20 protein-coding genes are annotated in these 24,552 nt (G+C 53.7%); 13 read left to right on the top strand and 7 right to left on the bottom strand.

Annotated features, from left to right (window positions below):
• Positions 1-66 precede the first annotated feature (66 nt).
• The 3 genes from HUN04_13660 to HUN04_13650 form a co-directional block, all read right to left on the bottom strand.
• On the bottom strand, positions 67-1,605 hold the full coding sequence (locus HUN04_13660; protein ID WDP90683.1) for a DASS family sodium-coupled anion symporter: 1,539 nt from the start codon (positions 1,603-1,605) through the stop codon (positions 67-69).
• 734 nt (positions 1,606-2,339) lie between these two features.
• Positions 2,340-2,840: a DUF2059 domain-containing protein gene (locus tag HUN04_13655; protein ID WDP90682.1), complete on the bottom strand. Its 501-nt coding sequence runs from the start codon at positions 2,838-2,840 to the stop codon at positions 2,340-2,342.
• A gap of 171 nt (positions 2,841-3,011) precedes the next feature.
• Complete coding sequence (locus tag HUN04_13650; GenBank protein WDP90681.1) at positions 3,012-3,533, bottom strand: hypothetical protein; 522 nt, start codon at positions 3,531-3,533, stop codon at positions 3,012-3,014.
• A gap of 238 nt (positions 3,534-3,771) precedes the next feature.
• Between HUN04_13650 and HUN04_13645 the strand changes: the two genes are divergently transcribed.
• Positions 3,772-4,110, top strand: a complete 339-nt coding sequence (locus HUN04_13645) for a hypothetical protein (GenBank protein WDP90680.1) — start codon at positions 3,772-3,774, stop codon at positions 4,108-4,110.
• Between the two features lie 903 nt (positions 4,111-5,013).
• Positions 5,014-5,826 (top strand): AIM24 family protein, encoded by an 813-nt coding sequence (locus HUN04_13640; protein ID WDP90679.1) that lies wholly within the window; start codon positions 5,014-5,016, stop codon positions 5,824-5,826.
• 86 nt (positions 5,827-5,912) lie between these two features.
• On the opposite strand, the gene HUN04_13635 is transcribed toward HUN04_13640, so the two are convergent.
• Genes HUN04_13635 through HUN04_13625 form a run of 3 tightly spaced genes read right to left on the bottom strand, consistent with a single transcriptional unit; the run spans position 5,913 to position 9,603 of the window.
• The gene (locus HUN04_13635) at positions 5,913-7,640 is read right to left on the bottom strand and encodes an aldehyde ferredoxin oxidoreductase (protein ID WDP90678.1); all 1,728 of its coding nucleotides are present in this window, start codon (positions 7,638-7,640) and stop codon (positions 5,913-5,915) included.
• A 53-nt stretch (positions 7,641-7,693) separates the two neighbouring features.
• Positions 7,694-8,863 (bottom strand): RtcB family protein, encoded by a 1,170-nt coding sequence (locus tag HUN04_13630; GenBank protein WDP90677.1) that lies wholly within the window; start codon positions 8,861-8,863, stop codon positions 7,694-7,696.
• A 53-nt stretch (positions 8,864-8,916) separates the two neighbouring features.
• Positions 8,917-9,603, bottom strand: coding sequence for a Crp/Fnr family transcriptional regulator (locus tag HUN04_13625; GenBank protein WDP93288.1), 687 nt, complete (start codon positions 9,601-9,603; stop codon positions 8,917-8,919).
• A 189-nt stretch (positions 9,604-9,792) separates the two neighbouring features.
• Here HUN04_13625 and hcp point away from each other — a divergent pair, with 189 nt between their 5' ends.
• The 4 genes from hcp (at position 9,793) to HUN04_13605 (ending at position 13,810) form a co-directional block, all read left to right on the top strand.
• Positions 9,793-11,436, top strand: coding sequence for a hydroxylamine reductase (gene hcp, locus HUN04_13620; protein WDP90676.1), 1,644 nt, complete (start codon positions 9,793-9,795; stop codon positions 11,434-11,436).
• Positions 11,437-11,510: 74 nt separating this feature from the next.
• Complete coding sequence (locus HUN04_13615) at positions 11,511-12,248, top strand: HD domain-containing protein (GenBank protein WDP90675.1); 738 nt, start codon at positions 11,511-11,513, stop codon at positions 12,246-12,248.
• A 57-nt stretch (positions 12,249-12,305) separates the two neighbouring features.
• Positions 12,306-13,031, top strand: coding sequence for a 4Fe-4S binding protein (locus HUN04_13610; GenBank protein ID WDP90674.1), 726 nt, complete (start codon positions 12,306-12,308; stop codon positions 13,029-13,031).
• Positions 13,028-13,810 carry a 4Fe-4S binding protein gene (locus HUN04_13605; GenBank protein ID WDP90673.1) on the top strand — a complete coding sequence of 261 codons (783 nt, stop codon included), beginning with the start codon at positions 13,028-13,030 and terminating at the stop codon, positions 13,808-13,810. Before HUN04_13610 ends, HUN04_13605 begins: the two co-directional genes overlap by 4 nt.
• On the opposite strand, the gene HUN04_13600 is transcribed toward HUN04_13605, so the two are convergent.
• Positions 13,807-14,118: a carboxymuconolactone decarboxylase family protein gene (locus tag HUN04_13600; GenBank protein WDP90672.1), complete on the bottom strand. Its 312-nt coding sequence runs from the start codon at positions 14,116-14,118 to the stop codon at positions 13,807-13,809. The two genes, HUN04_13605 and HUN04_13600, sit on opposite strands and share 4 nt — an antisense overlap.
• A gap of 185 nt (positions 14,119-14,303) precedes the next feature.
• Here HUN04_13600 and HUN04_13595 point away from each other — a divergent pair, with 185 nt between their 5' ends.
• The 7 genes from HUN04_13595 to HUN04_13565 all read left to right on the top strand — a co-directional run bounded on the left by HUN04_13595 (position 14,304) and on the right by HUN04_13565 (position 24,544).
• Positions 14,304-14,624: an HTH domain-containing protein gene (locus HUN04_13595; GenBank protein ID WDP90671.1), complete on the top strand. Its 321-nt coding sequence runs from the start codon at positions 14,304-14,306 to the stop codon at positions 14,622-14,624.
• 124 nt (positions 14,625-14,748) lie between these two features.
• Positions 14,749-16,728: a putative DNA binding domain-containing protein gene (locus tag HUN04_13590; protein ID WDP90670.1), complete on the top strand. Its 1,980-nt coding sequence runs from the start codon at positions 14,749-14,751 to the stop codon at positions 16,726-16,728.
• Between the two features lie 49 nt (positions 16,729-16,777).
• Entirely contained in the window at positions 16,778-18,220 is a 1,443-nt protein-coding gene (locus HUN04_13585; protein ID WDP90669.1) for a DUF3375 domain-containing protein, read from the top strand.
• Between the two features lie 4 nt (positions 18,221-18,224).
• Positions 18,225-18,845, top strand: a complete 621-nt coding sequence (locus HUN04_13580; protein WDP90668.1) for a DUF4194 domain-containing protein — start codon at positions 18,225-18,227, stop codon at positions 18,843-18,845.
• A gap of 4 nt (positions 18,846-18,849) precedes the next feature.
• Complete coding sequence (locus tag HUN04_13575; protein ID WDP93287.1) at positions 18,850-22,230, top strand: ATP-dependent exonuclease SbcCD, C subunit-like protein; 3,381 nt, start codon at positions 18,850-18,852, stop codon at positions 22,228-22,230.
• On the top strand, positions 22,230-23,429 hold the full coding sequence (locus HUN04_13570) for a hypothetical protein (protein ID WDP93286.1): 1,200 nt from the start codon (positions 22,230-22,232) through the stop codon (positions 23,427-23,429). The genes HUN04_13575 and HUN04_13570 overlap by 1 nt, the downstream gene beginning before the upstream one ends.
• Positions 23,426-24,544 carry an NADH:flavin oxidoreductase gene (locus HUN04_13565; GenBank protein WDP90667.1) on the top strand — a complete coding sequence of 373 codons (1,119 nt, stop codon included), beginning with the start codon at positions 23,426-23,428 and terminating at the stop codon, positions 24,542-24,544. The genes HUN04_13570 and HUN04_13565 overlap by 4 nt, the downstream gene beginning before the upstream one ends.
• The last annotated feature ends 8 nt before the right edge of the window (positions 24,545-24,552 follow it).

Below are 24,552 nucleotides of genomic sequence, written 5' to 3'. Positions count from 1 at the left end.
ATCGTCGTTCTCTGTTTAACCATGGCACCCCTTTAAATAATCCGGCAGTGTCGCCCGGACTGGCGGTTATTTGCTTGCCAGAAGCGCCCAGTCGGGAATTACATTGGGATCAATGGCGAAAACCGCTGTGCCCAGGGCCAGGAACAGGCCGGTTATCACAACGATCCCGATGAAGTTGATGAAAATGCCCGCCTTGACCATTTCGTATATTTTTACCCTTCCCGAGCCGAAAATGATGGCGTTTGGCGGTGTGGCCACGGGCATCATAAAGGCGCAGGAGGCCGAGAGTGTAGCCGGGATCAACAGCATGAGCGGGTTGGTCTTCATGGCCACTGCAATGGAAGAGAGAATGGGCAGAATCATCTGGGTGGTGGCCGTGTTGGAGGTCAGTTCCGTCAAAAAGGTCAGGGTGGTGCAGATGCCGGAGATCATAAAGATATTATTGGCACCTTCCAGGATCCCCAGCTTTGAGCCGATGAAAGCCGAGAGGCCTGAAGCCTGAAATCCCTTGGCCAGGGCAAATCCGCCCCCGAAGAGCAGGATGATGCCCCAGGGCAGTTTTGAAAAGACGCAGGCGTCCAGGATGGCCGCTGATTTTGCATGGTCTGACCGGGTGGGCAGGATAAAGAGCAGCGACGCCATGGTCACGGCCACGGTGCCGTCGTCAATGAGCTTGGGAAAAGGCATCAGTCCTGCCCAGCCCGGTACAACCATGAACCCCAGATTCAGGTCTTTTCTGAAAATCCAGAGCAGGGCGGTCAAAAGGAAAATCACCAGTACAGATTTTTCTTCGGGCGACAGCGGCCCCAGGTTCTTATATTCTTTTTCCACAATGGTATGGTCCACGGTAAGGTGGGCCGGAACCCTGAAAAATACCCGGGTCAGCAAGAACCATATGGTGACCAGCATGGCCGCCGAAAGGGGCAGGGCCATCATCATCCATACCCCGAATGAAATGGGGGCGGCGGTTGGGAAGGTCTGTTCAAATGTCCTGACAAGGACCAGGTTGGGGGGGGTGCCCACCAGGGTGGCCGCCCCGCCCATGGATGCAGCATAGGCGATGCCCAGCAGCAGACAGAGGGTGAAGTGGTGGGTGGCTTTTTCGTCGAACTGCTCCTCCATTTTGAGGATGATGGACATGGCAATAGGCAGCATCATCACGGCTGTGGCCGTATTGGAGATCCACATGGATAAAAAGGCTGAGGCGGCCATGAAGCCGAATACCAGCCGGGAGGGGCCGCCGCCGATGGTTTTAACCGTAAACAGTGCAATCCGCTTGTGCAGTTTCCATTTTTCCATGGCCAGGGCGATGAGAAAACCGCCCATAAACAGAAATATCGTGGAGTTGAAATAGACGCCGGCAGCGGCTTTGCCTTTCATTATACCCAACAGGGGAAACAGTATCACCGGGATCAGCGCCGTTGCCGCCAGGGGCACGGCTTCTGTCACCCAGAATACCGCCATGAGCGTTGCCACCGCCGCCATCCGCCCCACCATGGGGTTGGCCGGATCAATGTTGATCATCATCACAAGAAAAAAGAGAACCGGGCCCAGGATCAGTCCGGTGCGTTGTAACAAACTTCTCTGGTTCATTGCATTTGCCATACTTTTTTCTCCCTCTATGATTTTTATGTTTATCCTGGAAAGGAGGATTGCAATGGCCGTGCCTATAAAATCTGTATGGGTATTTGTATTAATTTCAATTAGATATATAAAATTGGCTCCCGCCTAAGAGTGGCGGCATGTCCTGCAGTGAAGGACAACGTCCTGCCGGACAGGACAAAAAAGGGGCAGATGTCCCATATTATGGCGTGACGAGTTAAGGTGACGGACAACGCATTAAAAAATAGGATTGAGAGGAAAAGTGGGCGAATCCGTGAACTGATTTCATTCGTCCATGACATATTGGCGATTTTTATTGAACGCCAGGAACCTGAAATACCCGAGATTAAATGCAGCCATTGCGGACATGATTTGAAATTCATTCGATTTGTAAAGCCAGAGTTTCGAAGCCGATCCGAATAAAGACACAGAGCCGATTACAAGATATCAGTCATTTTTCATAAACAGCCTTATCACTGAATTGATGGGGCATGTTACAGTATCCGTGCGCCAAATGGAGGATATTTTGTATCTTTATCCCGGGCTTTAATTGCCAAGAACGACGTGACTTTTGACTTTGGCCTTAGGCAGTGGGCTCTTTTTTTTAACTTCCGTTACATCCGGCCTTAACACATCCTACAAAATGATAACCTTTTCCCCAATAGATCCGCGGCTTCTTGAACCATAGGATTAGCGCCGAGCCTCGTGCCTCGGCACGGTCTCGAATCCTCTATTTGTTATATTTCAATACCTTCGCTTTTAAATCTATCTTGTATCCGCTTTTGAATTTTAGGGCCTAATGATTGGCCTAATTGTTGCCCTGCCTGCATACCCTCTTTTGTTATTGCAGGTAACTCACGTAAAAGCTTTTTACCTAATGGCGTCTCATAGAAGGCTATTAGCTTTTTCAATTCGTCCTCGGAGAACCTTTGGCCATATATTGGATACATCATCTCTGTTAATGCATCGCTATTTTCAAACATTTCAGCGATAACTTGCTTGATTTCTTGCTCCACTATTTCAAAAGCTCTTGGGTCAAGATCTGGTTTTGCCCTCTTCAAAGTCCTGGTAAAACTCTCTATGAACAAATTGCTAAATTGTTGTCCTGTGTCTGCGGCAGACTGCCCCATTTGTTCTAACAATTTATCAATTAATAATTTTTTCCCAGAACTCAAATCTTCCGCGGCAGCTGTTTGAAAACTAACAAGAATGAGAAAACACAAAAATAACTGTTTCATTTAGTTCTCCTATAATATAACGCCTGAGTTGAGGGGCCGGGCGTTTTAACCCGAAACCTCAGATAAAAGTTTTCAGTTTCCTAAACCGCACACATTCGAAAAGGTGCGCAGTACGCCCGGTCCCATTCCAGCGATTGGTTGTGCATCGTGTTAATCATTGCCGTCTGTATTCTATTCAGCCGAGTGTTCAATGTTTTCATCTAACCAGTACTTGCTGATCATAAAAGTCATAAGTACAGCCGGAATAATATAATAAGAAAGATTAACAATGATAACCAATATTGGGGTTTGAACCTGAATGATAACGGCAGCAGCAAATTCAAAAAGAAATAGTAGGACAACAAAAACTTTAAAATTCCAAATACCCTTAATACCAGTTTTAAATGAATCAATAACTTCATTGTTGAAATATTTCAGGCTTGCAATTGCTGCATAGATTGAAATTTTATACAGTGAAAAGGCAAAAACAGAAATAATGCTAAAAATAATCATCACCGAGCCAGATGAGGCTATAAATTCGTTGAATTTTTCCGCAAACAGGACATTAACTATGATCATAGGCCCTTTGAAAATCATTAAGATCGCTCCAAAGAAAACGATAAGTATTAAAAAATCTGATCTGTTTTTATCCTTTCCAAAGAAAATGTCCTTATAAGGATTTTCAACTTTCTGGCCTTTCAGGATTTTACCCATTGTTAAGAAATATCCGTTATATAAATCCAGACCTAATAAGTACAAAAAGGCATTTAGCAAAAATGAATTGTAGATGAAAATTGGAATACAACCTAAGATTGAAATAATACTCAAGAAGAAAAATGATAATTTCCATTCGTTCTTAATCAAGTTCAGTCCAGTTGAGAACATTTTAATCCTTTCGTTTGCAGATTATAGGTTTGGGTACAAGATGCACAACGTCTGAGTCAGAGGTTGCTTGAAGCGCAGCGAAAAGCAATCCTTTGCACTCAGTTGTTATACGATTTTTTTACCATTCATCTCTTTCCTGATACGCCTTGCTATCGGGGAAATAATAAACGGCAACAAAAGCAAAATACAAAAATTAATTAAATGGATAACTATCCAAAGCCACATTCCCATTGTTTCAAACCTCAAAAAATCGAGAGCTGGGATTGATAAGCTCTGCAATAAAAATTTCGAGGGAGTAATGAATATCCAAAACAACAGAATTAGAAATGTGCCAACTATCGTTCCAGCACCAACCCATAATTCAAAAAAAACAAGAAAATGCCAAATAAACGCTACAATACAATAAATTTTAACACTAAGAGGTATGTTTGTTAATATTTTCCGAATATCTTTCATGTGTATTTAGAAGTATAACATTAATTATGTTGCTGCGCGTTTTTAGAAGATTTTGGCCCAAAATCCGATTTTTATACTGATGAGTGAAAAAAACGGATTTATCAGTGAAACGCTTTACCAAACTGCGTTTGCCTTAATTTAAGATCTGTCAGCCAAGCAACAATTTGTTGCTATTTTAATGGATATACCGCATCCACATAATTTACAAAAATCAGATATCAGGTTTGAATTACCCAATCAAGATTATTGGAGAATAAACGTACCCTGAAAATTTTGGCAAGACCTTTTTCTGAAAACTGTCCCTAAAGTTTGAAATCGAGTGCCTCGGACCCGGCCTTGAACGGGGAGGGCTCGCAGACTAAATCTCCGCGGGTCGTCCTGACCCGCGAAGAAGCGAGCGGACTACCGGATTTGTCGTCCTGGCATCCGGCAGCCCTTACGCCGCCGGCGAGCCCTCCCCGCCCAAGACCTGGACACCGAGGTTTGCATAAGTGCTTGTCTAAATTTGGGGCCGATGTGAACTTGTATATGGGGAAAAATGAAAGCGAACTGGCCGGGCATAAATTAACCGTCGTGGTAATTTGCCTGGGTGGCTAGGCGGCGGTGCGGGTGGGATGCTTGAACGGCGTGAGGCCAGCTGACTGCCAGGACGGCAAAGGCGGCTGGCCGTTCGCTGCATTTCCGGTCAGGACGACCGGAAATGCTTTAGAGAAAGCACCCACCCGTGCCGCCGCCGGGTTCTTTCCCTCAAAAAATGATTCAGCCGTTTCCTCCCGGTCGTTGAGGTGCCTTGACATGAACTGGGCTATGGCTTTAATTATGGAGATAAACAATCAAGCAAAGGAGAATCGTCATGCGTTTTTTGTGTAAATCCTGCGGCCTTGAAAAGGATATCCCGGACCAATATGCCGGGAAGACGGTGAAATGCCCCAGTTGCAAGGCGGCTGTTAAGATTCCCGAAGCGGAACCGGGCAAAGGCAGCAAATACTCCATCGCCGAATTTGTGGCCAGGACATCCCAGAAGGATAAGGACCAGGGGCTCTTTGAGCTTGAGAGTAACAGCATGCTGGAGATTAATCTGGACGGCAGTGTGTGGACAAAGCTGGGGGCCATGATTGCCTATACCGGCGATATCAAATTTACCCGGGAGGGCATACTGGAGCACGGCCTGGGAAAAATGTTCAAAAAGGCGGTAAGCGGCGAAGGGGCGAGTCTGACCAAGGCCGAGGGCAAGGGAGCCCTTTATCTGGCCGATGCAGGGAAAAAAGTTTCAGTCCTGAACCTTGAAAACGAAACCATCTGTGTCAACGGAAATGATCTTCTGGCATTTGAACCTTCCATCGACTGGGATATTACCATGATGAAAAAGGTGGCCGGCATGCTGGCAGGCGGACTGTTCAATGTAAAATTAAGCGGCCGGGGCATGATTGCCATCACCACCCATCATGACCCTTTGACCCTGAAAGTGGTTCCGGGAAAACCGGTGGTCACCGATCCCAATGCCACCGTGGCCTGGTCCGGCAATCTGCAGCCGGAACTCAAAACCGATATCTCCTTAAAAACATTTTTGGGACGGGGCAGCGGCGAATCCATTCAGATGTCGTTCAGCGGCAGCGGTTTTGTGGTGGTGCAGCCCTTTGAGGAGGTATATCTGCAGTCCAGTTAACATAAGGACCCTTCGGTGGGGGGATAAAGATAAAAAAGGGGCGGAAGATATCTTCCGCCCCTCGCTAATTTATGGCCTGAACCGGATTAGAAGTCCAGTGTTTTCTGGAGATCTTCCTCGGTGAAATCCCAGGTGGTGTTGTGGGGCGGAAGTTCATCATTCAGGAACATTTCAGGCAGCTGGTCGTCCACGGGGGTGAAACCGGCTCTTTTGTTGAACTCTTTTTCGTTCCTGAGGATATCCTTGCCCAGCTCGATGATATCGTCCGGGGTCAGCTCAAGGCCGTACTGGGCGTTGAGCATGGCGGCGATGGTGGGCAGGGCGTCTTCGTTGTCCAGAACGGCAAAGGCCACAAAGAGGCAGAGACCTGCGGCATCAATGGCGGCCGTGGCCACCTGCAGCCCCTGGGAAAGTTCCATGTTGCCCTCTTTTTTCAGGGGATCAACGGAACCGCCCACGGCCAGGATGTTGGCGGTAACGCCGTAGCCGGCGGTGTGATCGGCGCCCATGGGGGTGGTGGCATAGGTCACACCAACACCCTTGCAGGCACGGGGATCGTAGGCGGGCAGGGCCTGTTTTTTGACCACGGGCACCCGGTCCACACCCAGGGCATCGCCGGTGAAGGCGGCGCCGTTGCCGATGATCTTGCCTTCGGTTCCAAACTCGCCGACTTTTGAGAGCAGGTCGATGGCAGCCTTGCCGTCGCCCCAGGGAATCATTCCACCTTCCATGGCAATACCCAGGGTGACGCCCATTTCAATGGTATCCAGGCCGAAGTCGTCACAGAGGCGGTCCATCATGGCGATGTCGTCCAGGTCCTTCACCAGGCAGTGGGCGCCGAAGGCCCAGATGGTTTCATACTCGAACCCGGAGGTCAGGTATTTGTTGTCCTTGCCGTGGTAAACATTGGAGCATTTGATCACGCAGCCGGGGTGGCAGCCTTCGGTGGTGATACCGCCGCGTTTTTCAATGGTTTCGGCCATGGCTTCCCCGGAAATTGCCTGGGCATGCTCAAACCGGCCGTTTCTGAAGTTTTTGGTGGGCAGGGTGCCGGCTTCGTTGATGACGTTGACCAGAACGGCAGTACCCAGGGCGGGCAGGCCTTCCCCTGTTACCGGATGGTTGTGGAGCATTTCCACCCAGCGTTTGTTGGCTTTTTTAAATGCGTCCGGGTCTTTGATTTCCACCCGTCCGGCGCCCTTGTCATCCACCACGATGGCCTTGATTTTCTTGGAGCCCATGACGGCGCCCAGACCCCCGCGGCCGTGGGCACGGCCCGGGCGGCCGTTCATGTCGGCCTGGTTGATGGAGGCGCCTTTGAGGCACTGTTCTCCGGCCTGACCGATGGAGAGGACGCCGGTCTTGCCGTATTTATCCCAGAGGGCTTCCATGACATCATAGTTGCCCTTTTTCACCAGGTCTCCGGCGGGGAGGATTTCCACCCCGTCCTTATTGATGACGATCATGGAGTATTCATCATCCTGGGGTTTGTCTTCAAGGACGATGGCGGTGATGCCCAGCTTGGCCAGTTTCTGGGAAACCAGGCCGCCGGCGTTACTCTCTTTGATTCCGCCGGTGAGCGGCGATTTGGCACCGGCGGAAAGGCGTCCAGAGTCGGCGGCCGGAGAGCCGGCCATGATACCCGGTGCAAAGATCAGTTTATTGTTTTTACCCAGTGGGTGGCAGGTAGCAGGCACTTCATCCAGGATCATCTTGGATGTCAGGGCGCGCCCGCCCAAGGCCGCATAGGCCTCGGGTGTTTCTTCAAAGACAAAGGTCTTTTCCCTGGTATTAATTCTCAAAAGTTTCCCCATTTTATCCTCCTTGGCAAAAGTTGATGAACAGTTGGTTAAACTGTCGGGGTAAATTAACGATATTTTCTTGGCTTGGCAGGAGCCATTTTGACCAGGCGGGGCTCGAATGTTGCCAATGTCTCAACAAGACCCTTTTGCCGGGACATCACCTGGTCAATATTTTTATATGCCATTGGTATCTCGTCAAGTCCAGCAGAAATTAAGGTGACACGGGCTTTTGTCAAGATTTTCTGCAGGTCCTTGCGGGTGAACCGTTTGAATGCGGCGGTGCGGCTCATGGCCCGGCCGGCCCCGTGGGCCGCCGAATTAATGGCATCTTCATTGCCCTTTCCTTTAATGATATAAGCAGGATCGGCCATGGAACCGGGGATGATGCCCATCACCCCTCTGGCCGCCGGCACCGCACCCTTGCGGTGGACAATGACCTTTTGCATCCCGATTTTTTCCTTGAAGGCAAAATTGTGATGGTTCTCCACAGTGGCCACGGGGGACTCGCCAAAGGCGGCAAAAATGGCCCCGTGGATGATTTCGTGGTTGGCCGCCGAATATTTGCCCATGAGGGTCATGGCCCTGAAATATTCTTCACCCTCCTGGCTGCCCATGGTAAGCCAGGCCAAATGTTTCAGGGCTTTCGGCAGTTTGGGGCAGCGGCTCCGGGCCAGGGTGGAATAGTGCCTGGCAATGGCGGCGCCGGTTCCCCGGCTGCCGGAATGGGTGATCAGGGCGATGTAATCCCCGGCGTCCAGACCCAGGGCAGGGGAGGAGAGGGCCAGCCGGCCGAATTCAGCAAAATGGTTGCCGGCCCCGCTGGTGCCCAGCTGTTTCCAGGCCTTGTTCTTCAGCCCGGCCACCGTGGAGCAGAACTGCCAGTCTTCATCCATCACCGGATGGTTTTTGGGCCGTTTGAAGAATTGTCCGTATCCGAACCGGGTTTCGTTTTCCAGGGCCTTTTTCAGCGCTCCCCTGAGCCCCTCAAATTCATTAAAAGAAATGGGCAGCACGGACATCTTGACCCGGCAGGCAATGTCCACCCCCACGGCATAGGGGATGACGGCATTGTCCGTTGCCAGGACCCCGCCGATGGGCAGGCCGTACCCCTTGTGGGCATCGGGCATGAGCGCCCCTTTCACGGTCACCGGCAGGGACATGGCATTGTCCATCTGCTCCAGGGCGGCCGGATCGAGGTCGTCGCCGAAAACGGCATATTTTTTAGGATGGCCCATGGCCTCCCCTTTCCGGAATGGATGATAAATAAGGTATAAGCGTGCAGCAGAAATTAAAGGCGGCCCATGTCCGAGAGTTCCGCAAGTCCGTCTGGATCTTCAATCAGAATATCCTTTGTCTGGACTTTTATCAACCCGGCCTCCCCCATTTTCTTAAAGATTCTGGAGACGGTTTCCGGGGTGGTGCCGATGAGGTTGGCCAGCTGGGCCTTGGAGATGGGGAGGGTGACTTGACCGGGCAGATCTCCCGATTCAGGGGCCTCTTCTTTTGCCAGGGTGAGGATATATGCGGCCAGCCGGGCCGGCACTTCCTTGAGGCTGAGGTTTTCGATCTGGACGGTGAATGCCCGCAGCCGCCTGGAGAGGTCGGCCAGCATGGTCATGGCCAGGGCAGGGGACTCGGTGATCAGTTCCACAAAGGCATCCCTGGGCAGAAAGACGATCTTTGAGGGGGAAAGCGCCATGGACGAGGCGGGAAAGCTTTTGCCTTCGAAGACCGGGACCTCGCCGAAGGTGTGGCCGGGGCCGTATATGTGAAGGATCTGCTCCTTTCCCTCAAAGGAGAGTTTAAAGACCTTTATTTTTCCGGTTCCCACGATATAGAATCCATCCCCCCTCTCCCCTTCCTGGAAAATGATCTCCCCCCGGCCGAAGGTCAGTTCCCTTGCCCGGTCCGAGATGGTTCTCAACTGGTCTTCGGACAAGCCGGAGAAAAGCGGTATGGATTTTAATATTTTAATGGTAGAATATCCTCTGCCTGTTCAGTGAGTTCGCTTCTATTCCGCCCAAAAGAATAAAAAAGTGTTCATCTTGATCCAGATCAAGGTTTTGTGTCCATTTCTATAGTAGGTTCAAATCAGGATGTAAAGATGAAGCCTGATTTTTAGGATAAATTGTCCGTCAACATTAATATAAGGAGAGAAATCACAATGTTTTGTTTTCAATGTCAGGAAACGGCAAAAAACCAGGGATGCACGGTTAAGGGCGTATGCGGGAAAGAAAACTCCACCGCCAACCTGCAGGACCTTTTGATTTTCAACCTTAAGGGCATTGCAGTGATTGCTGAGCAGTCAAAGGCTGCGGGGATATCCGTCCCCGCCTCTGTCCCTCTGTTTATCAGCCATGCATTGTTCACCACCATCACCAATGCCAATTTCAACGATGATAATCTGGTGGAATGGATCAACCGGGCCCAGGCAATAAAAAAAGAGCTGGCCGCTGCTGCCGGCGATAAACTGGGCGATGATCTCCATGACAGCGCCACCTGGTTCTCCGACGATGCCGCAACCTTCCAGGCCAAGGCTGAAACCGTGGGGGTTCTGGCCACGGAAAATGAAGATGTCCGCTCCCTTCGCGAACTGCTGGTCCTCGGTCTCAAGGGCGTGGCCGCCTATGCCGACCATGCCGCCGTCCTGGGGGTGGAAAAACAGGAGATCTGGGATTTCATGATCCAGGGCCTGGCCTCCACCACCAAGGACCTCAGCGTGGACGAGATGGTGGGCCTGGTTCTTAAATGCGGGGAAATCGCCGTGACCACCATGGCCGCCCTGAACGAAGCCAACACCACGGCCTACGGCCACCCCGAACTCTCCGAGGTCAACATCGGCGTGGGCACAAATCCTGGAATACTCATCTCCGGCCATGATCTTAAAGATATGGAAGAGCTTTTAAAACAGACCCAGGGCACCGGGGTGGACGTCTACACCCACGGAGAGATGCTGCCGGCCAACTACTACCCGGCCTTTAAAAAATACAGCCACCTCAAAGGCAATTACGGCGGATCCTGGTGGCACCAGAACGAAGAGTTCGAGTCCTTTAACGGCCCCGTTCTTTTGACCACCAACTGCCTGGTCCCCCTGAAAAAGAAAAACACTTACCTGGACAGGCTGTACACCACGGGCGTCCCCTCTTACCCCGGCGCCGTCCACATTGGGGACCGGTCCGACGGCGGGGCCAAGGATTTCTCCGCCCTTGTGGAACGGGCCAAATCCTGTGCCGCCCCAACGGAAATCGAAACCGGCAAGATTGTGGGCGGCTTTGCCCACAACCAGGTCCTGGCCCTGGCCGACAAGGTGGTGGAGGCCGTAAAGGCCGGCGCCATCAAACGTTTCGTGGTCATGGCCGGCTGTGACGGCCGCCAGAAGGGCCGGGCCTACTTCACCGAAGTCGCCGAAAAACTGCCCCAGGACGCCGTTATCCTTACTGCGGGCTGTGCCAAGTACAGATACAACAAACTGAATCTGGGGGATATCGGCGGTATTCCCAGGGTACTGGACGCCGGCCAGTGCAACGACTGCTACTCCCTGGCCGTCATCGCCCTGAAACTCAAAGAGGTATTCGGCCTGGAGGACATCAACGAGCTGCCGCTGTCCTTTGACATCGGCTGGTATGAGCAGAAGGCCGTGGCCGTTCTCCTGGCCCTGCTTCACCTGGGCGTCAAGGGCATCCGCCTGGGGCCCACCCTGCCGGCCTTTGTTTCCCCCACCGTGCTGAAGGTGCTGGTGGAAAATTTTGACATCAAACCCATTACCGAACCCGATGCCGACGTGGCCGCCATCATGGCAGGCAGATAATTAACCGGGGCCGGGCAGATTCCCCCTGCCCGGCCCGACAACCTGGAATAATAAGCAGATAGGAGGGCGATACCATGAAATGCCCGGGACAGGATACCCAATACTGGAATGCCGATGCCATATTTGAGACCCAATGCCCTGAATGCGGCCACCCCATGGAATTTTTTAAGGACGATGCCACCCGGCGCTGTCCGGGCTGCAGGAAAAAAATCGTTAATCCAAAGATGGATTTCGGCTGCGCCGCCTATTGCCAATTTGCCGAACAATGCCTGGGCACCCTTCCCGAAGAATTTGTAGCCCAGCGGGAAGACCTGCTCAAGGACCGGGTGGCCGTGGAAATGAAACGGTACTTCGGCAGGGATTTCAAACGGATCGGCCATGCCTCAAAGGTGGCCCGATACGCCGAACAACTGGGTAAACAGGAAAAGGCCAACTTGGCCGTTGTGCTCTGCGCCGCCTACCTCCACGACATCGGCATCAAGAATGCCGAGGAAAAATACAACTCTTCCGCCGCCAAATACCAGGAGATTGAAGGCCCGCCCGTGGCAAAGGCCCTGCTGGAAAAGCTGGGGGCCAAGCCGCCACTCATTGAGGAGGTCTGCGATATTGTCGGCCACCACCACAGCCCCCGGGAAAATGACACCCTTAATTTCAAGGTGCTCTACGACGCCGACATGCTGGTCAACATGGGCGAGTGCGAAAAAAAGAACGGAGTGGACCCGGAATCATTTTCAAAAAAGATCGACCGCCTTTACCTGACCCCGTCAGGACGGGCCCTGGCAAAAGAGGTCTTGATCAGGGCCGAAGAATAAAGTAAACAACAGGACCTTGCCGGGTTGCGCCGGCCGGGTGTCTGAAGGAGATATACCATGAAAGTAATGCGTAAAATCATTGAAATAGACGAAGAAAAATGCGACGGCTGCGGCAATTGTGTTCCCTCCTGTGCCGAAGGCGCCATCCGGATTATTGATGGCAAGGCCAAGGTGGTGGCGGACAAGTACTGCGACGGCCTGGGCGCCTGTCTGGGGGACTGCCCCCAGGGGGCATTGGCCCTGGTAGAGCGGGAGGCGGACGAATTTGACGAGGAAGCCGTGGAAGAGATGCTTAAGGCCCAGGGGGCTGAAGAAAAATCCGCTCCTGTCGGCGGCTGCCCCTCCGCCGCAATAAAAACCTTTCCCATGGCCGGCCCCGGTTTGGCCGGGGGAAAGGAAATCGCCTCCGGCGGACCTTCCGCCCTTGGGCACTGGCCCGTACAGATCCGTTTGGTGCCTGCCGGTGCGCCTTTCCTGCGGGGGGCGGACCTGCTCATCGCCGCCGACTGCGTGCCTGTGGCCTATCCTTCCTTCCACGCCGACTTCCTCAAGGGTAAGGCGGTGATGATCGGCTGCCCCAAGTTTGACGATGCCCAGGCATACGTGGACAAACTGGCGGATGTCTTTGCCGAGTCCGGCATAAAATCCGTCACGACAGTAGTGATGGAGGTACCCTGCTGTTCGGGCATGGCCGGGATCATTAAAAAGGCCCTGGAAAAATCCGGAATGGATATTCCTTTTAAAGAAGTGACAGTGTCGGCCAGGGGGGAAATCCTCTCTTGATCTGGGAAAAAGAGGCCGATGCCGCCATCAAAAAGGTTCCCTTCTTTATCCGGAAAAAAGTCCGCAAACGGGTGGAAACCTTTGTCGCGGACAAGGGCGGGGGCAAGGTCACCCTGGGGGATGTCCAGGCCCTGAAGAAAAAGTTTCTCTCCAAGGAGGGGATGGAAAGCGAAATCAAGGGCCATGATGTCTCCGCCTGCTTCGGCGGGGCGGGCTGCCCCAACTCCGTGGCCCCGTCCACGGCCCAACTGGTCAAAGATATCCACGCCCTGATGGAGAATGCCCAGATCCTGGATTTCCTGAAATCAGAGGTCAAGGGCGGCCTCAAGTTTCACCACGAATTCAGGGTTTCCATCTCCGACTGCCCCAATGCCTGCTCCCGTCCCCAGATTACGGACATCGGCATCATCGGCGCAGCCCTCCCCGGCATCACAGGGGCCCCCTGTTCCCAATGCGAAGTTTGCGTGGAGACTTGCCCTGAGCAGGCCATTGTCCTGGAGGATACGGGGCCAAAAATAAATATGGACGCCTGCCTGGCCTGCGGCAAATGCATGGGCGCCTGCCCCACCGGCACCCTGGATACCGGCAGCACCGGCTACCGGGTGCTTCTGGGCGGCCGCCTGGGCCGCCATCCCCGACTGGGGCTGGAGGTGGCGGGTATTCTTACCCATGAAGCGGTGCTGGACCTGGTCCGGCGCTGTATTGAATTTTACAAAGCCAATTCCAGGGGCGGAAAACGCTTTTCACATCTTCTGGCGTCCCTTTCCCAGATCCTTTAGCTTTTCTGAAGCACCTCGTCGGCCCAGTACATGGCCGCGATCATATTGGGAAAGCCCGTGGTGGAGAGGGCCAGGAGCACGGCGTGCTTGATCTCTTCCTTGGTGGCGCCCGAATCCAGGGCCTTTCTGGTATGGGACATCACCCCGCCCCTGGAGTTGGCACCTACGGCTATGCCCAGCTTTACCAGGTTCTGACTTTTTTCGTCCAATGGGCCGGATTCCCTTATCAGGGTGCCCATTTCCTTGTACGCCTTAAAAATTTCTGGATAGTCTGAAGAAAAAGTTTTGTATTTTTCCGGAAGATACATGGGACCTCCTTTGTCAATTAAAGGTGTTGGTTCTGTCGTTACCCATCTTTTAGGTTCGATTTATTACCCTACTATCAAACTCCATGCGGAAAAAAAGGCGATATTTTTCCGTATGGATTTGAGTGCGGAAAAAAAGCTGATATATTGCCCTATGAAATTATCAAGGGAATGAAATCGAGTATATAATGAATTTAAAGGAATTTAAAGCAGGGCAGTATAAACAGCAATATCAGTATAAAAGTTTTTCTCCGAAAAGAATTAACAGAACCTGGATTTGGGATGATCCCGCCATCAATGTACTTTTGGAGGATGCCAATAGGATTTTAGAGCTTTTTTATCAAAAACCCTTATTAAATGTGAAAGAAATCGAAAAATTCCTGTCAATGACGCTCAGAACAATACGCAATGTGTTAAAAACCCTGGAAGCAGAGCCGTTCATCGTTGAATACACCGGTAACAAACGGAATAGAAAATATGTATTTGACAGATATTTTAAGTTGTTTTGACGGGTGCCCTGTTTAACATCACATTTTCATTCTTTGGTTGCAATGTCAGACATTAGTTGAAATAAAGCACTAGGAAATCGGTTAATGCTTATTGATTTTTTATGCTTGAGTAATCGGAGGCCCCATGCTTGAAATCAAAACCTTAGATGACATCTCAGCCCTGAGCGAAACCTATGAGATCGAGTGCAAGCTGGCCGCAGGCAAAGACGGTAAAGGGGAGCTGCCCAAGGATTTTTGGCCTACCTACAGCGCCTTTGCCAATTCCTACGGCGGGGATGTGATTCTCGGGTTAAAGGAAACCAAAACTGGGTTCAAGGTCAAAGGGATCACTAGGCCGCAGAAGGTAACCGATGATTTGTGGAGCCTGTTGAATGATCCTAAAAAAGTCAGTGTCTGTCTGCTGGGGCAAAAAGATGTACGGCTGCTGGAAATAGACGGCAAGACCTTGATTCAGATCTCTGTGCCCCGGGCCGCCAGAAAACAAAAGCCGGTATTCATCAATAACAACCCCTTGACCGGCACCTACAAAAGGGGGGAGACTGGAGATCTGATCTGCAGGGAAGAGACCGTCAGGCGGATGATGGCTGAACAGGTCGAGGACGGCAGGGATGCTGAGTTGTTAAAAGGGTTCGGCATTGAAGATATTGATCTGGACAGTTTCAATGCCTACCGGCAGTTGTATATGAACCTGCAGCCGGATCATCCCTGGAACCAGTTGGAGCCGGTGGCTTTTTTGAAGAACATCGGCGGGTGGAGAAAGGACAGGGAATCCGGGATCGGTGCGCTGACACGGGCCGGACTTCTCATGTTCGGTCAACTGCCTGCTATCCAAGAGGCATTCCCCAATTACATGCTGGATTATCAGGAGCGGCCAGATGCCAAAGCCGATACCCGGTGGATTGACCGGCTGACCCTGGACGGCTCCTGGTCCGGGAATCTTTTTGATTTTTACAGAAAAGTCATTACCAAACTGACCGCCGACCTGAAAGTCCCTTTTAAACTTGAAAAAGATCTTCGCAGGGATGATACCCTGGTTCATCAGTCTCTGCGTGAAGCTCTTGTCAACAGCCTTGTCCATGCGGACTATACGGAAAGGGCCTCTGTACTGATTGTCAAACGGCCGGATATGTTCGGATTCAGGAATCCGGGGCTGATGCGAATCCCCAAAGAGATCGCCGTCCAGGGCGGTGACAGTGATTGCCGAAACCGCCGGATTCACCAGATGTTTCGTTATATCGGGCTTGGGGAGCAGGCCGGCAGCGGTATTCCTAAAATTTACCAGGGATGGGACAGCCAGCATTGGCGCAGCCCGGTGCTGTATGAAAAAGAGCAGCCCTTTGAACAAACCCTTCTTGAACTCCGGATGCTGGATCTATTTCCGGAAAAAGTTGTTAATGAATTGAGGCAGTCCATCGGAGATGAATTTGATCATCTCCCGGAGCTGGAAAAACTTATACTGGCATCGGCAGCCACGGAGGAGGTGATCAGCCACCGTCGGATGACTGAAATTTCAACGGACCATGCCCATGATCTGACCCTGGCATTTCAAAGGCTGATGAAAGAAGGCCTCCTTGAATCCACGGGCCGGGGGCGGGGTACGGTATATTATCTTCGGGGCCGGGAATTTCCCAGTGCCGACCAGATATTTTCGGACAGTTCCGTTATGACCCTAGCAGATAAGGACGCTAGGGTCATAAGCTTGGGTCATAACGGCGGGAGCTTGGGTCATAACGAGCGTGATCAAACCGGCTGCCTGATTATCAAGGAACTTGGAAAACCCTTGATAGACGACCTTGAGAGGGTTTCGGACGACATTGCAGACAGGCTTATGACCCTAGCGCAAAAAGCCCGGAATAAAAAACGGGTGAATAAAAAAGATATGGCCGACATCGTTTTAACCGTCTGTGAGTCATATTATTTGACCCAGCAGGTGTTGTGCAGGCTGGTGAACCGCGAATCAAAAGCGTTCAGGAAAAATACCATCAAACCCCTGCTTGATAAAGGGAAGTTGGCCCTGGCCTTCCCTCAGACTCCTACACATTCAAAGCAGGCATACACGACAATAGATCCTGTTCCGGGGTATTCAGAAGGTGAGCATGATTAATGGTGCAAGAGAATCTTGCACAATCCGGAGAAATGATCAATTAATCACCATGGCATTTGACTACCACACATTAAAATCCCTAAGAAAGAACCACCCGGCCTGGCGGCTGCTGGTGGCCGACCATGCTCCCCTGATTGCCTCCTTTCTCCATCGGGCCTTTATTGTGCCCAACCATCGTTCCTTAAGCCGTGCGGAATTGGCCTCGGCCCTGGAGGATTTTCTTTTTGTCCTCAGGGAGAACGAAGGGGAGGATGCTTTTCCCCGGACGGCGGAAGCCTATCTAGATGATTGGGCCTCGGACGATAAGGGCTGGCTTCGCAAATTCTATCCCAAAGCATCCGACGAGGTCCATTACGATCTCATGCCCTGGGTGGAAAAGGCTCTGTTCTGGCTGGAGGGCCTGGTAAGCCGGGCCTTTATCGGCACAGAATCCAGGCTGATGACCATATTCGAGCTGTTGCGGCAGATGGTCCGGGGCTCGGAAGAGGATGCCGAGAATCGGATCGCCGCCCTTGAGCAGGAGAAGGCCCGGATAGAGGCCGAGCTTGAGCGGGCCAGGGCAGGGCAGATGGATGTTCTGGGGGATACGGCCCTGAAGGATCGGTTCTTCCAGGTCCAGAAAACCGCCAGGGAGCTGCTCAGCGATTTTCGGGAAGTAGAGTATAATTTCCGCCGGCTGGACCGTAAGACCCGGGAGCAGATCGCCCTGTGGGAGGGCAGCAAGGGGGATCTGTTGGAGGATTTTTTCGGGGAACGGGATGTTATCGCCGAGTCCGACCAGGGCAAAAGCTTCAATTCATTCTGGGATCTGCTCATGTCACCGGCCCGGCAGGAAGAGTTGTCCGGCCTGCTCCACCGGGTGTTCGAGCTGGATGCGGTGCAGGAACTGGCCCCGGACCTGCGCCTAAAAAGGGTCCACTACGACTGGCTGGAGGCCGGGGAGCATACCCAGCGCACCGTGGCCAAGCTTTCGGGCCAGCTGCGGCGGTACCTGGACGACCAGGCCTTTCTTGAGAATAAACGTATCATGCAGGTGATACAGAGCATTGAAACCCAAGGGGTGAGGGTAAAGGATGAGCCCCCGGGCAATGATTTCATATCCATTGACCTTCCCGCCCCGTCGGTTTCCCTGCCCATGGAACGGCCCATGTACACCTTTCCGATCAAGCCGGTGATCAATGAAACCGTATCCCTGGGCGACGGGTCGGATATTCCCTCGGAGATGCTTACCGCCGGGGTCTTTGTGGATAAGCTCAAACTTAAAGGGGTGATCCGGTCACACCTTCAGTCCCGGGACCAGGTCAGCCTGGGTGATATCCTTGAAGACCATCCCCTGGAAAAGGGGCTGGCGGAGCTGGTGGCATATCTGAGTATTGCCGGAGAGGATGAAAAAGCGGTGTTTGATGAAAACGAGACCCAGCATGCCCTCTGGACCGACAGCCGGGGCAGGTCACTGCGGGCGGAATTTAATAAAGTGATTTTCAACAGGTAGAGCTATGGAAGAGAGTACTGATTATCCGGTGAACATATCAAAGCCCCTTATCGGCCTGATGAAGGGGGTGGTTTTCCGGGAAAAGGATGAAGCCCTCTGGCGGGACCTGGAAGAGGGGCAGATGGCCGTGAGGGATTATGTACAGGTCCTGGGCCTGGAGCTGATGCTGGACGATTCCGAAGGCTATGCCTGGCTGAGGACCCGGGAGCCGGCCGAGGGGGAGGAGCCTCTGCCCAGGCTTGTGGGGAAACGGAAACTCTCCTACCCCGTGAGTTTGATCATCGCCTTGCTGCGTAAAAAATTGGCTGAAAATGATGCCTCGGGGGAGGAGACTCGGCTCATCCTTTCCGTGGAGGAGATCGCCGACATGGTCAAGGTCTTTTTCCCGGAAGGAAGCAACGAGGCCAGAATGCTGGATCGAATCAACGCCCACCTGAACAAGATTGGGGAGTTGGGGTTTATCCGCCGCCTCAAGGGCCAGAAGGATAAGATTGAGGTGGTTCGCATCCTCAAGGCCTTTGTGGATGCCCAATGGCTCCATGAGTTTGACAGGCGGCTGGAAGAATACCGCGGCTCCGGTATGGACAGGGAGGAGACAAAGGGGGGCGGCAACCATGAAGGCTGACAAAATGGAGCAGGGGCTCCTTGATTTCTCCCCGGACGACACCCTGGCCGGTTTCCGCCTTGAGTCCCTTGAGGTGTTGAATTGGGGCACCTTCCACCAAAAGGTATGGCGCCTGGATCTTGCGGGCCGTAACGGCCTGCTCACCGGAGACATCGGTTCGGGCAAGTCCACCCTGGTGGACGCCGTGACCACCTTGCTGGTTCCGGCAAACAGGATAGCCTATAATAAGGCGGCCGGCGCCGACACCCGTGAGCGCAGCCTCAGGTCCTATGTCCGGGGGTATTACAAGTCCGAGCGCAGCGACATGGGCCATGCCGCCAGATCCGTTGCCCTGAGGGACCAGAACAGCTATTCGGTGATCCTGGGCCGGTTCAAAAACAGGGGTTATCTCCAGGAGGTTACCCTGGCCCAGGTGTTCTGGACAAAGGAGGCCAAGGGACAGCCCGAGCGGTTTTACATTGTGGCGGACCGCAGCCTCTCCGTGATGGAGGATTTCAGCAATTTCGGGCCGGATATCGGAACCCTGAAAAAACGATTGAAAAAAATATCCGGTGTGGATGTTTTTGACTCCTTTCCCAAATACGGGGCCGCCTTCAGGCGTCGGTTCGGCATCGAAAACGACCAGGCCCTCGCCCTCTTCCACCAGACCGTTTCCATGAAATCCGTGGGCAATCTCACCGCCTTTGTCCGGGAGCACATGCTGGAACCCTTTGACCTCACCTCCCGCATTGATGATCTGCTCCACCATTTTGACGACCTGAACCGGGCCCATGAAGCCGTATTAAAGGCAAGAAAACAGATTGAGCGGCTGACCCCCCTGGTGGGGGACTGTGAAAGGCACAGGGCCCAGCGGGGGGAATTGAAAATGTTCAGGGCCTGCCGGGAGGCCCTGGTCCCTTATTTTGCCTGGCATAAAAAGGTGTTGTATGAAAAGCGGATCTTAAGGCTTACCCAGGAGCAGGACCGCCTGGAGCGGCGGGCCGCAGCCATGGAAATAGATCAGCGGGAGCGGCGCGCCCGCCGTGAGGAACTTAAGCAGGACATCGCCGATAACGGTGGTGATCAGCTGGAACGGCTCCGAACCGAGATCGGCAGGCGGACGGGAGAAAAGGATAAACGGCGGGAACAGGCCCGGCGCTATGCCGACCTGGCCCGGGCCCTGGACCTGTCTCCGGTGGAGACCGCAGAAGAGTTTGAAGCCAATATCCGCCGCACCCGGGATCTGAGCCAGACCCTGGCCGTGGAGGAGGCGGATATCCAGAATCTGCGCACCGATGCCGAGGTGGAGTTCAGGGATCTCAATACCGTCCACGGGGAATTGGAACAGGAACTGGCCTCCCTCTCCGGCCGGAAAACCAATATCCACATCCGTCAGATCCGGATCCGGGAGCGGCTCTGCGCCCACCTGGGCCTGGATGAAAAAGAGCTGCCCTTTGCCGGGGAGCTGATCCAGGTCCGGGAGGATGAAAAGGAGTGGGAAGGGGCCGCGGAAAGGCTGCTTCATAATTTCGGCCTCTCCCTGCTGGTGCCGGAAAGGCTTTATCCGGATGTGGCCGCCTGGGTGGATGCCACCCATCTTAAGGGCCGGCTGGTTTATTACCTGGTCCGCACGGATAAAAAACCTGGGATATATGACCTCCATCCCCTCTCCCTGGTGAAAAAATTGAACCTGAAATCGGAATCCCCCTTCTATTCCTGGCTGGAAAAAGAGTTGGCCCGGCGGTTTAATTATGCCTGTTGCGAGGATATGGATCTTTTCCGAAAAGAGCGGACGGCCGTGACCCGGGCTGGCCAGGTAAAATCCCGGGGCAACCGCCATGAAAAGGATGACCGCAGGGATATCTGGGACAGGTCCCACTATATCCTGGGGTGGAGCAATGAGGCAAAAGTCAAAACCCTGACCGCCCGCCGCAGGGATCTTGAGAAAATGATCCAGGAGGCCGCAGACACCATTGCCCATCTCAAGACCCGCCACGGGGCCTTGGGGGAAAGGATTAAAAATCTTGCCAGGCTGGAAGAGTATAGGGCCTTTACCGATCTGGACTGGCAGTCGGTTTCCAGGGAGATCGCCCGGCTGGAAGATGAGAAAAAACGGCTGGAAGAGACCTCGGATATCCTTAAGACCCTGGGCCGCCGCCTGGAGCGCCTTGAAGAGGAAATCGCCGGAGCCGAGCAGGACTTAAAAGATATTTATAATGACCGGGCTAAAAATGAAGCCCGCCGTGAACAGGCGGATTTGGGGCTGAAAAATTGTGAAAGGGAGATGGAACCGGCCAGGGCAATGGGGAAAGAGTTGTGGGATGAAATGTTCGACACCCTTGAAACCTTGCGCAGCCGGCGCCTTGACAAGCATACCCTGACCGTTGAATCCTGCGACGGGCGGCAGCAGGACCTGCGCCTGGTCATCCAGGGGGAGATCAAGATTCTGGACAAGCGGATCCGGCGGCTGGAGGAAAAGATCGTCAGGACCATGACCGACTACCGCAGGGATTTTCCCCTGGAAACCCGGGAGGTGGATGATGCCGTGGCCTCGGGGCCGGAATATGCCGTCATGCTGGAACAGCTTGAGAGCGACAACCTGCCCCGGTTTGAGTCCCGGTTCAAGGCATTGCTCAATGAAAACACCATCCGGGAGGTGGCCAATTTTCAGTCCCAGCTGCTGAGGGAGAGGGAGACCATCCGGGAGCGTATCGACAGGATCAACCGTTCCCTTTCCGATATCGAATATAACCCCGGACGGTATATCCTGCTGGAGGCAGAGCCGAACAGCGATACGGAGATCCGTGATTTCCGGGACCAGCTCAAGGCCTGCACCGAAGGGGCCCTGACCGGTTCGGAAGATAACCATTATTCCGAAAAAAAGTTCCTTTTGGTCCGGAATCTGATCCGGCGGTTCCGGGGGCGGGAGGGCTTTTCGGACATTGACAGGCGGTGGACCCGCAAAGTCACCGATGTCCGAAACTGGTTCGTTTTTGCGGCATCGGAGCGGTGGCGCCAGGATCACAGCGAATATGAGCACTACACCGATTCCGGGGGAAAATCCGGTGGGCAGAAGGAGAAACTGGCCTATACGGTGCTGGCGGCCAGCCTGGCCTACCAGTTCGGCCTGGAATGGGGGGCGGTGCGTTCCCGGACCTTCAGGTTTGTGGCCATAGACGAGGCCTTCGGCAGGGGCTCCGACGAATCCACCCGGTACAGTCTGGAATTGTTCAAAAAGCTCAACCTACAGCTGCTCATTGTTACCCCATTGCAGAAGATCCATATTATAGAGCCTTATGTCTCCTCGGTGGGGTTGGTGTACAGCCGGGACGGACAGGAGGCCAGATTGAGGAACATGAGTGTGGAGGAGTACCGGAGCTCGGCCGGCAATGAGGGCGGGGAATGATGACCGCCTGGACTCGCCATGGGGATATAAAGTCCCGTCTTAAAAAAAAATGGGACCAGGGGCACTTTCTTGGCCTCTCTGTGCAGCCTGAAGGGTTTTCCCCCCTTCGCATCCCTATAAAAGGACCGACGGCCAAGGAATTGACCCATGAATTCGAGGCGGCCCGCAATTGGGTGGCCGGCATCAGGTCCCACCCCGGGGCGGAAACCGCTACAGGTTTTGATGTTGAATGGAAACAAGTCAACCATAGAACCCTGGGAAAAAATAAAATTCCCAGGGCCCTGGTGTTTAATACCGTTGAGGCCCTGGCCGCCTACCTTGACAAAAAGGGGCAGCTGGCCCGGTACCAAAAACTGTTTCAATATATAAGCGCTCGGTTTCCGGAGTTGTCCGGCCTGTTGATAAAAAGGCCCATGGATATTCTGGCCCATGATCGGGATTGGGACAGGCTTTTGGCCGTGGCCCAATGGGTGAGGAACAACCCCCGCCCCGGTATCTATCTCCGCCAGCTCGAGATTCCGGGGGTGGACACCAAATTCATGGAAGCCCGGAAAGCGTGGCTGGCCCGGATGCTGGATGAATTGCTGCCCCCGGAGGCCATTGAGATGGATGCCACGGGAAAGGCCGGATTTGAACGCCGTTTCGGTTTCAGGCCCAAGCCGGCCCGGATACGATTCCGCATCCTTGATCTGACTCTTTCGAATCTGGGGCTGTCGGACCTGGAAATACCTGCGGCGGATTTTTACGGTCTCTCCATTGAACCGGATATCGTCTTTATTGTGGAAAACGAGATCACCGGCCTTTCCTTTCCCACTTTTCCGGGGGCTGTGGTGATCATCGGACTGGGATACGGTTTGTCTGTTTTATCCAAAACCCCTTGGATGCAGGGGGTACCCATATGGTATTGGGGAGACCTGGATACCCACGGCTTTGCCATGCTGGACCAGGGCCGTCATCATTTTCCCGGAACCCGTTCCTTTCTCATGGACGAGGCCACACTCCTTTCCCATAAACTTCTCTGGGGGAAGGAATCCTCGCCCACAAACCGGGAGCTGCCCCTGCTGGCCCCGGATGAAGCAGGGGTATATGACGGCCTGCGCCGGAACCGCCACGCCCCCCGGCTGAGGCTGGAGCAGGAACGTATCTCATATTCATTTATCCGCCGGGCAATGGCACATATTCAAAAGGGAGAAAAATGATGAACCGACTGGATGACCAGTTCAAAATAAAGGAAATGGCCGTCAGGAACAGGCTGGTACTGGCCCCCCTGACCACGGGCTACGGAACGGAACAGGGAGAGGTGACCCCCGGGATTTTAGCGTTTTATAAGGCCCGGTCCCTTCAGATGGGCATTGTGATTGTGGAGGCCACTGCGGTCAGCCCGGAAGGGCGGATCGTGCCGGGCAGCCTGGGGCTATGGGAGGACAGCCAGGTGCCCGGGATGGGGGATTTGGCCCGGACCATCCAGGGTGAAGGCGCAAAGGCAGTGATCCAGCTCAACCATGCCGGGGCCAAGGCCTGGCCCCTTGAACTGCCGGGCAATGGGGTCTCCCCGTCGGGGATTGCCTGCCGGCCGGGAATTGCCCCCTTCGAGGCGGGGCCCCAGGATATGGACCGCCTGGTGACCGCCTTTGTCCATGCGGCTGTCCGGGCGCAAACGGCCGGATTTGACGGGGTGGAGATCCATGGGGCCCACCTTTATCTGCTCAGCCAGTTTCTCTCCCCCCTGACCAATCTGAGAAAAGATAAATACGGGGGCGGAGTGGAGGGGCGGGCCGCCCTGCCCCTGCGGGTGGTAACGGCGGTCCGGGACGCAGTGGGTGCGGACTTCCCCATTTTTTTCCGTCTTAATGCGGTGGAGCGTGTGGAGGGGGGGCAGCCTACCTATGATGCGCTGGCCGCGGGACGGCTGCTGGCCGGGGCCGGTGTGGATGTGCTGGACCTTTCCCTTGCCGTGGGCGGCACCTGGAAGGAGGAAGATGGCCGTCGGGTATTGATGACCACATCCGCCTATGACAAGGACCAGGCCACGGGAGACGTAACGGCATTGGCCGGTGGGATCCGGTCTGCATGCGGCCTGCCCGTCATTGCCGTGGGGCGGCTGAATTCCCGGATAGATGGGGAGGCTGCACTGGCGGACGGGGCGGACATGGTGGCCATCGGCCGGCAGATGATCTGTGATCCGGAAGCCGGGGCAAAGATACTGGCCGGTGAAACGGCCGACATCCTTGAATGTGAAGCCTGTATGGCCTGTTTCGCCTCCCTGGGCAAAGGGAAACTCAAGTGCAAGGTCAACAGAAATCTGCCGGATTAGGGGGAGTC

It is taken from the genome of Desulfobacter sp. (assembly GCA_028768525.1).
Lineage (GTDB): Bacteria > Desulfobacterota > Desulfobacteria > Desulfobacterales > Desulfobacteraceae > Desulfobacter.
This window is presented reverse-complemented; position numbering and strand designations above follow the sequence as displayed.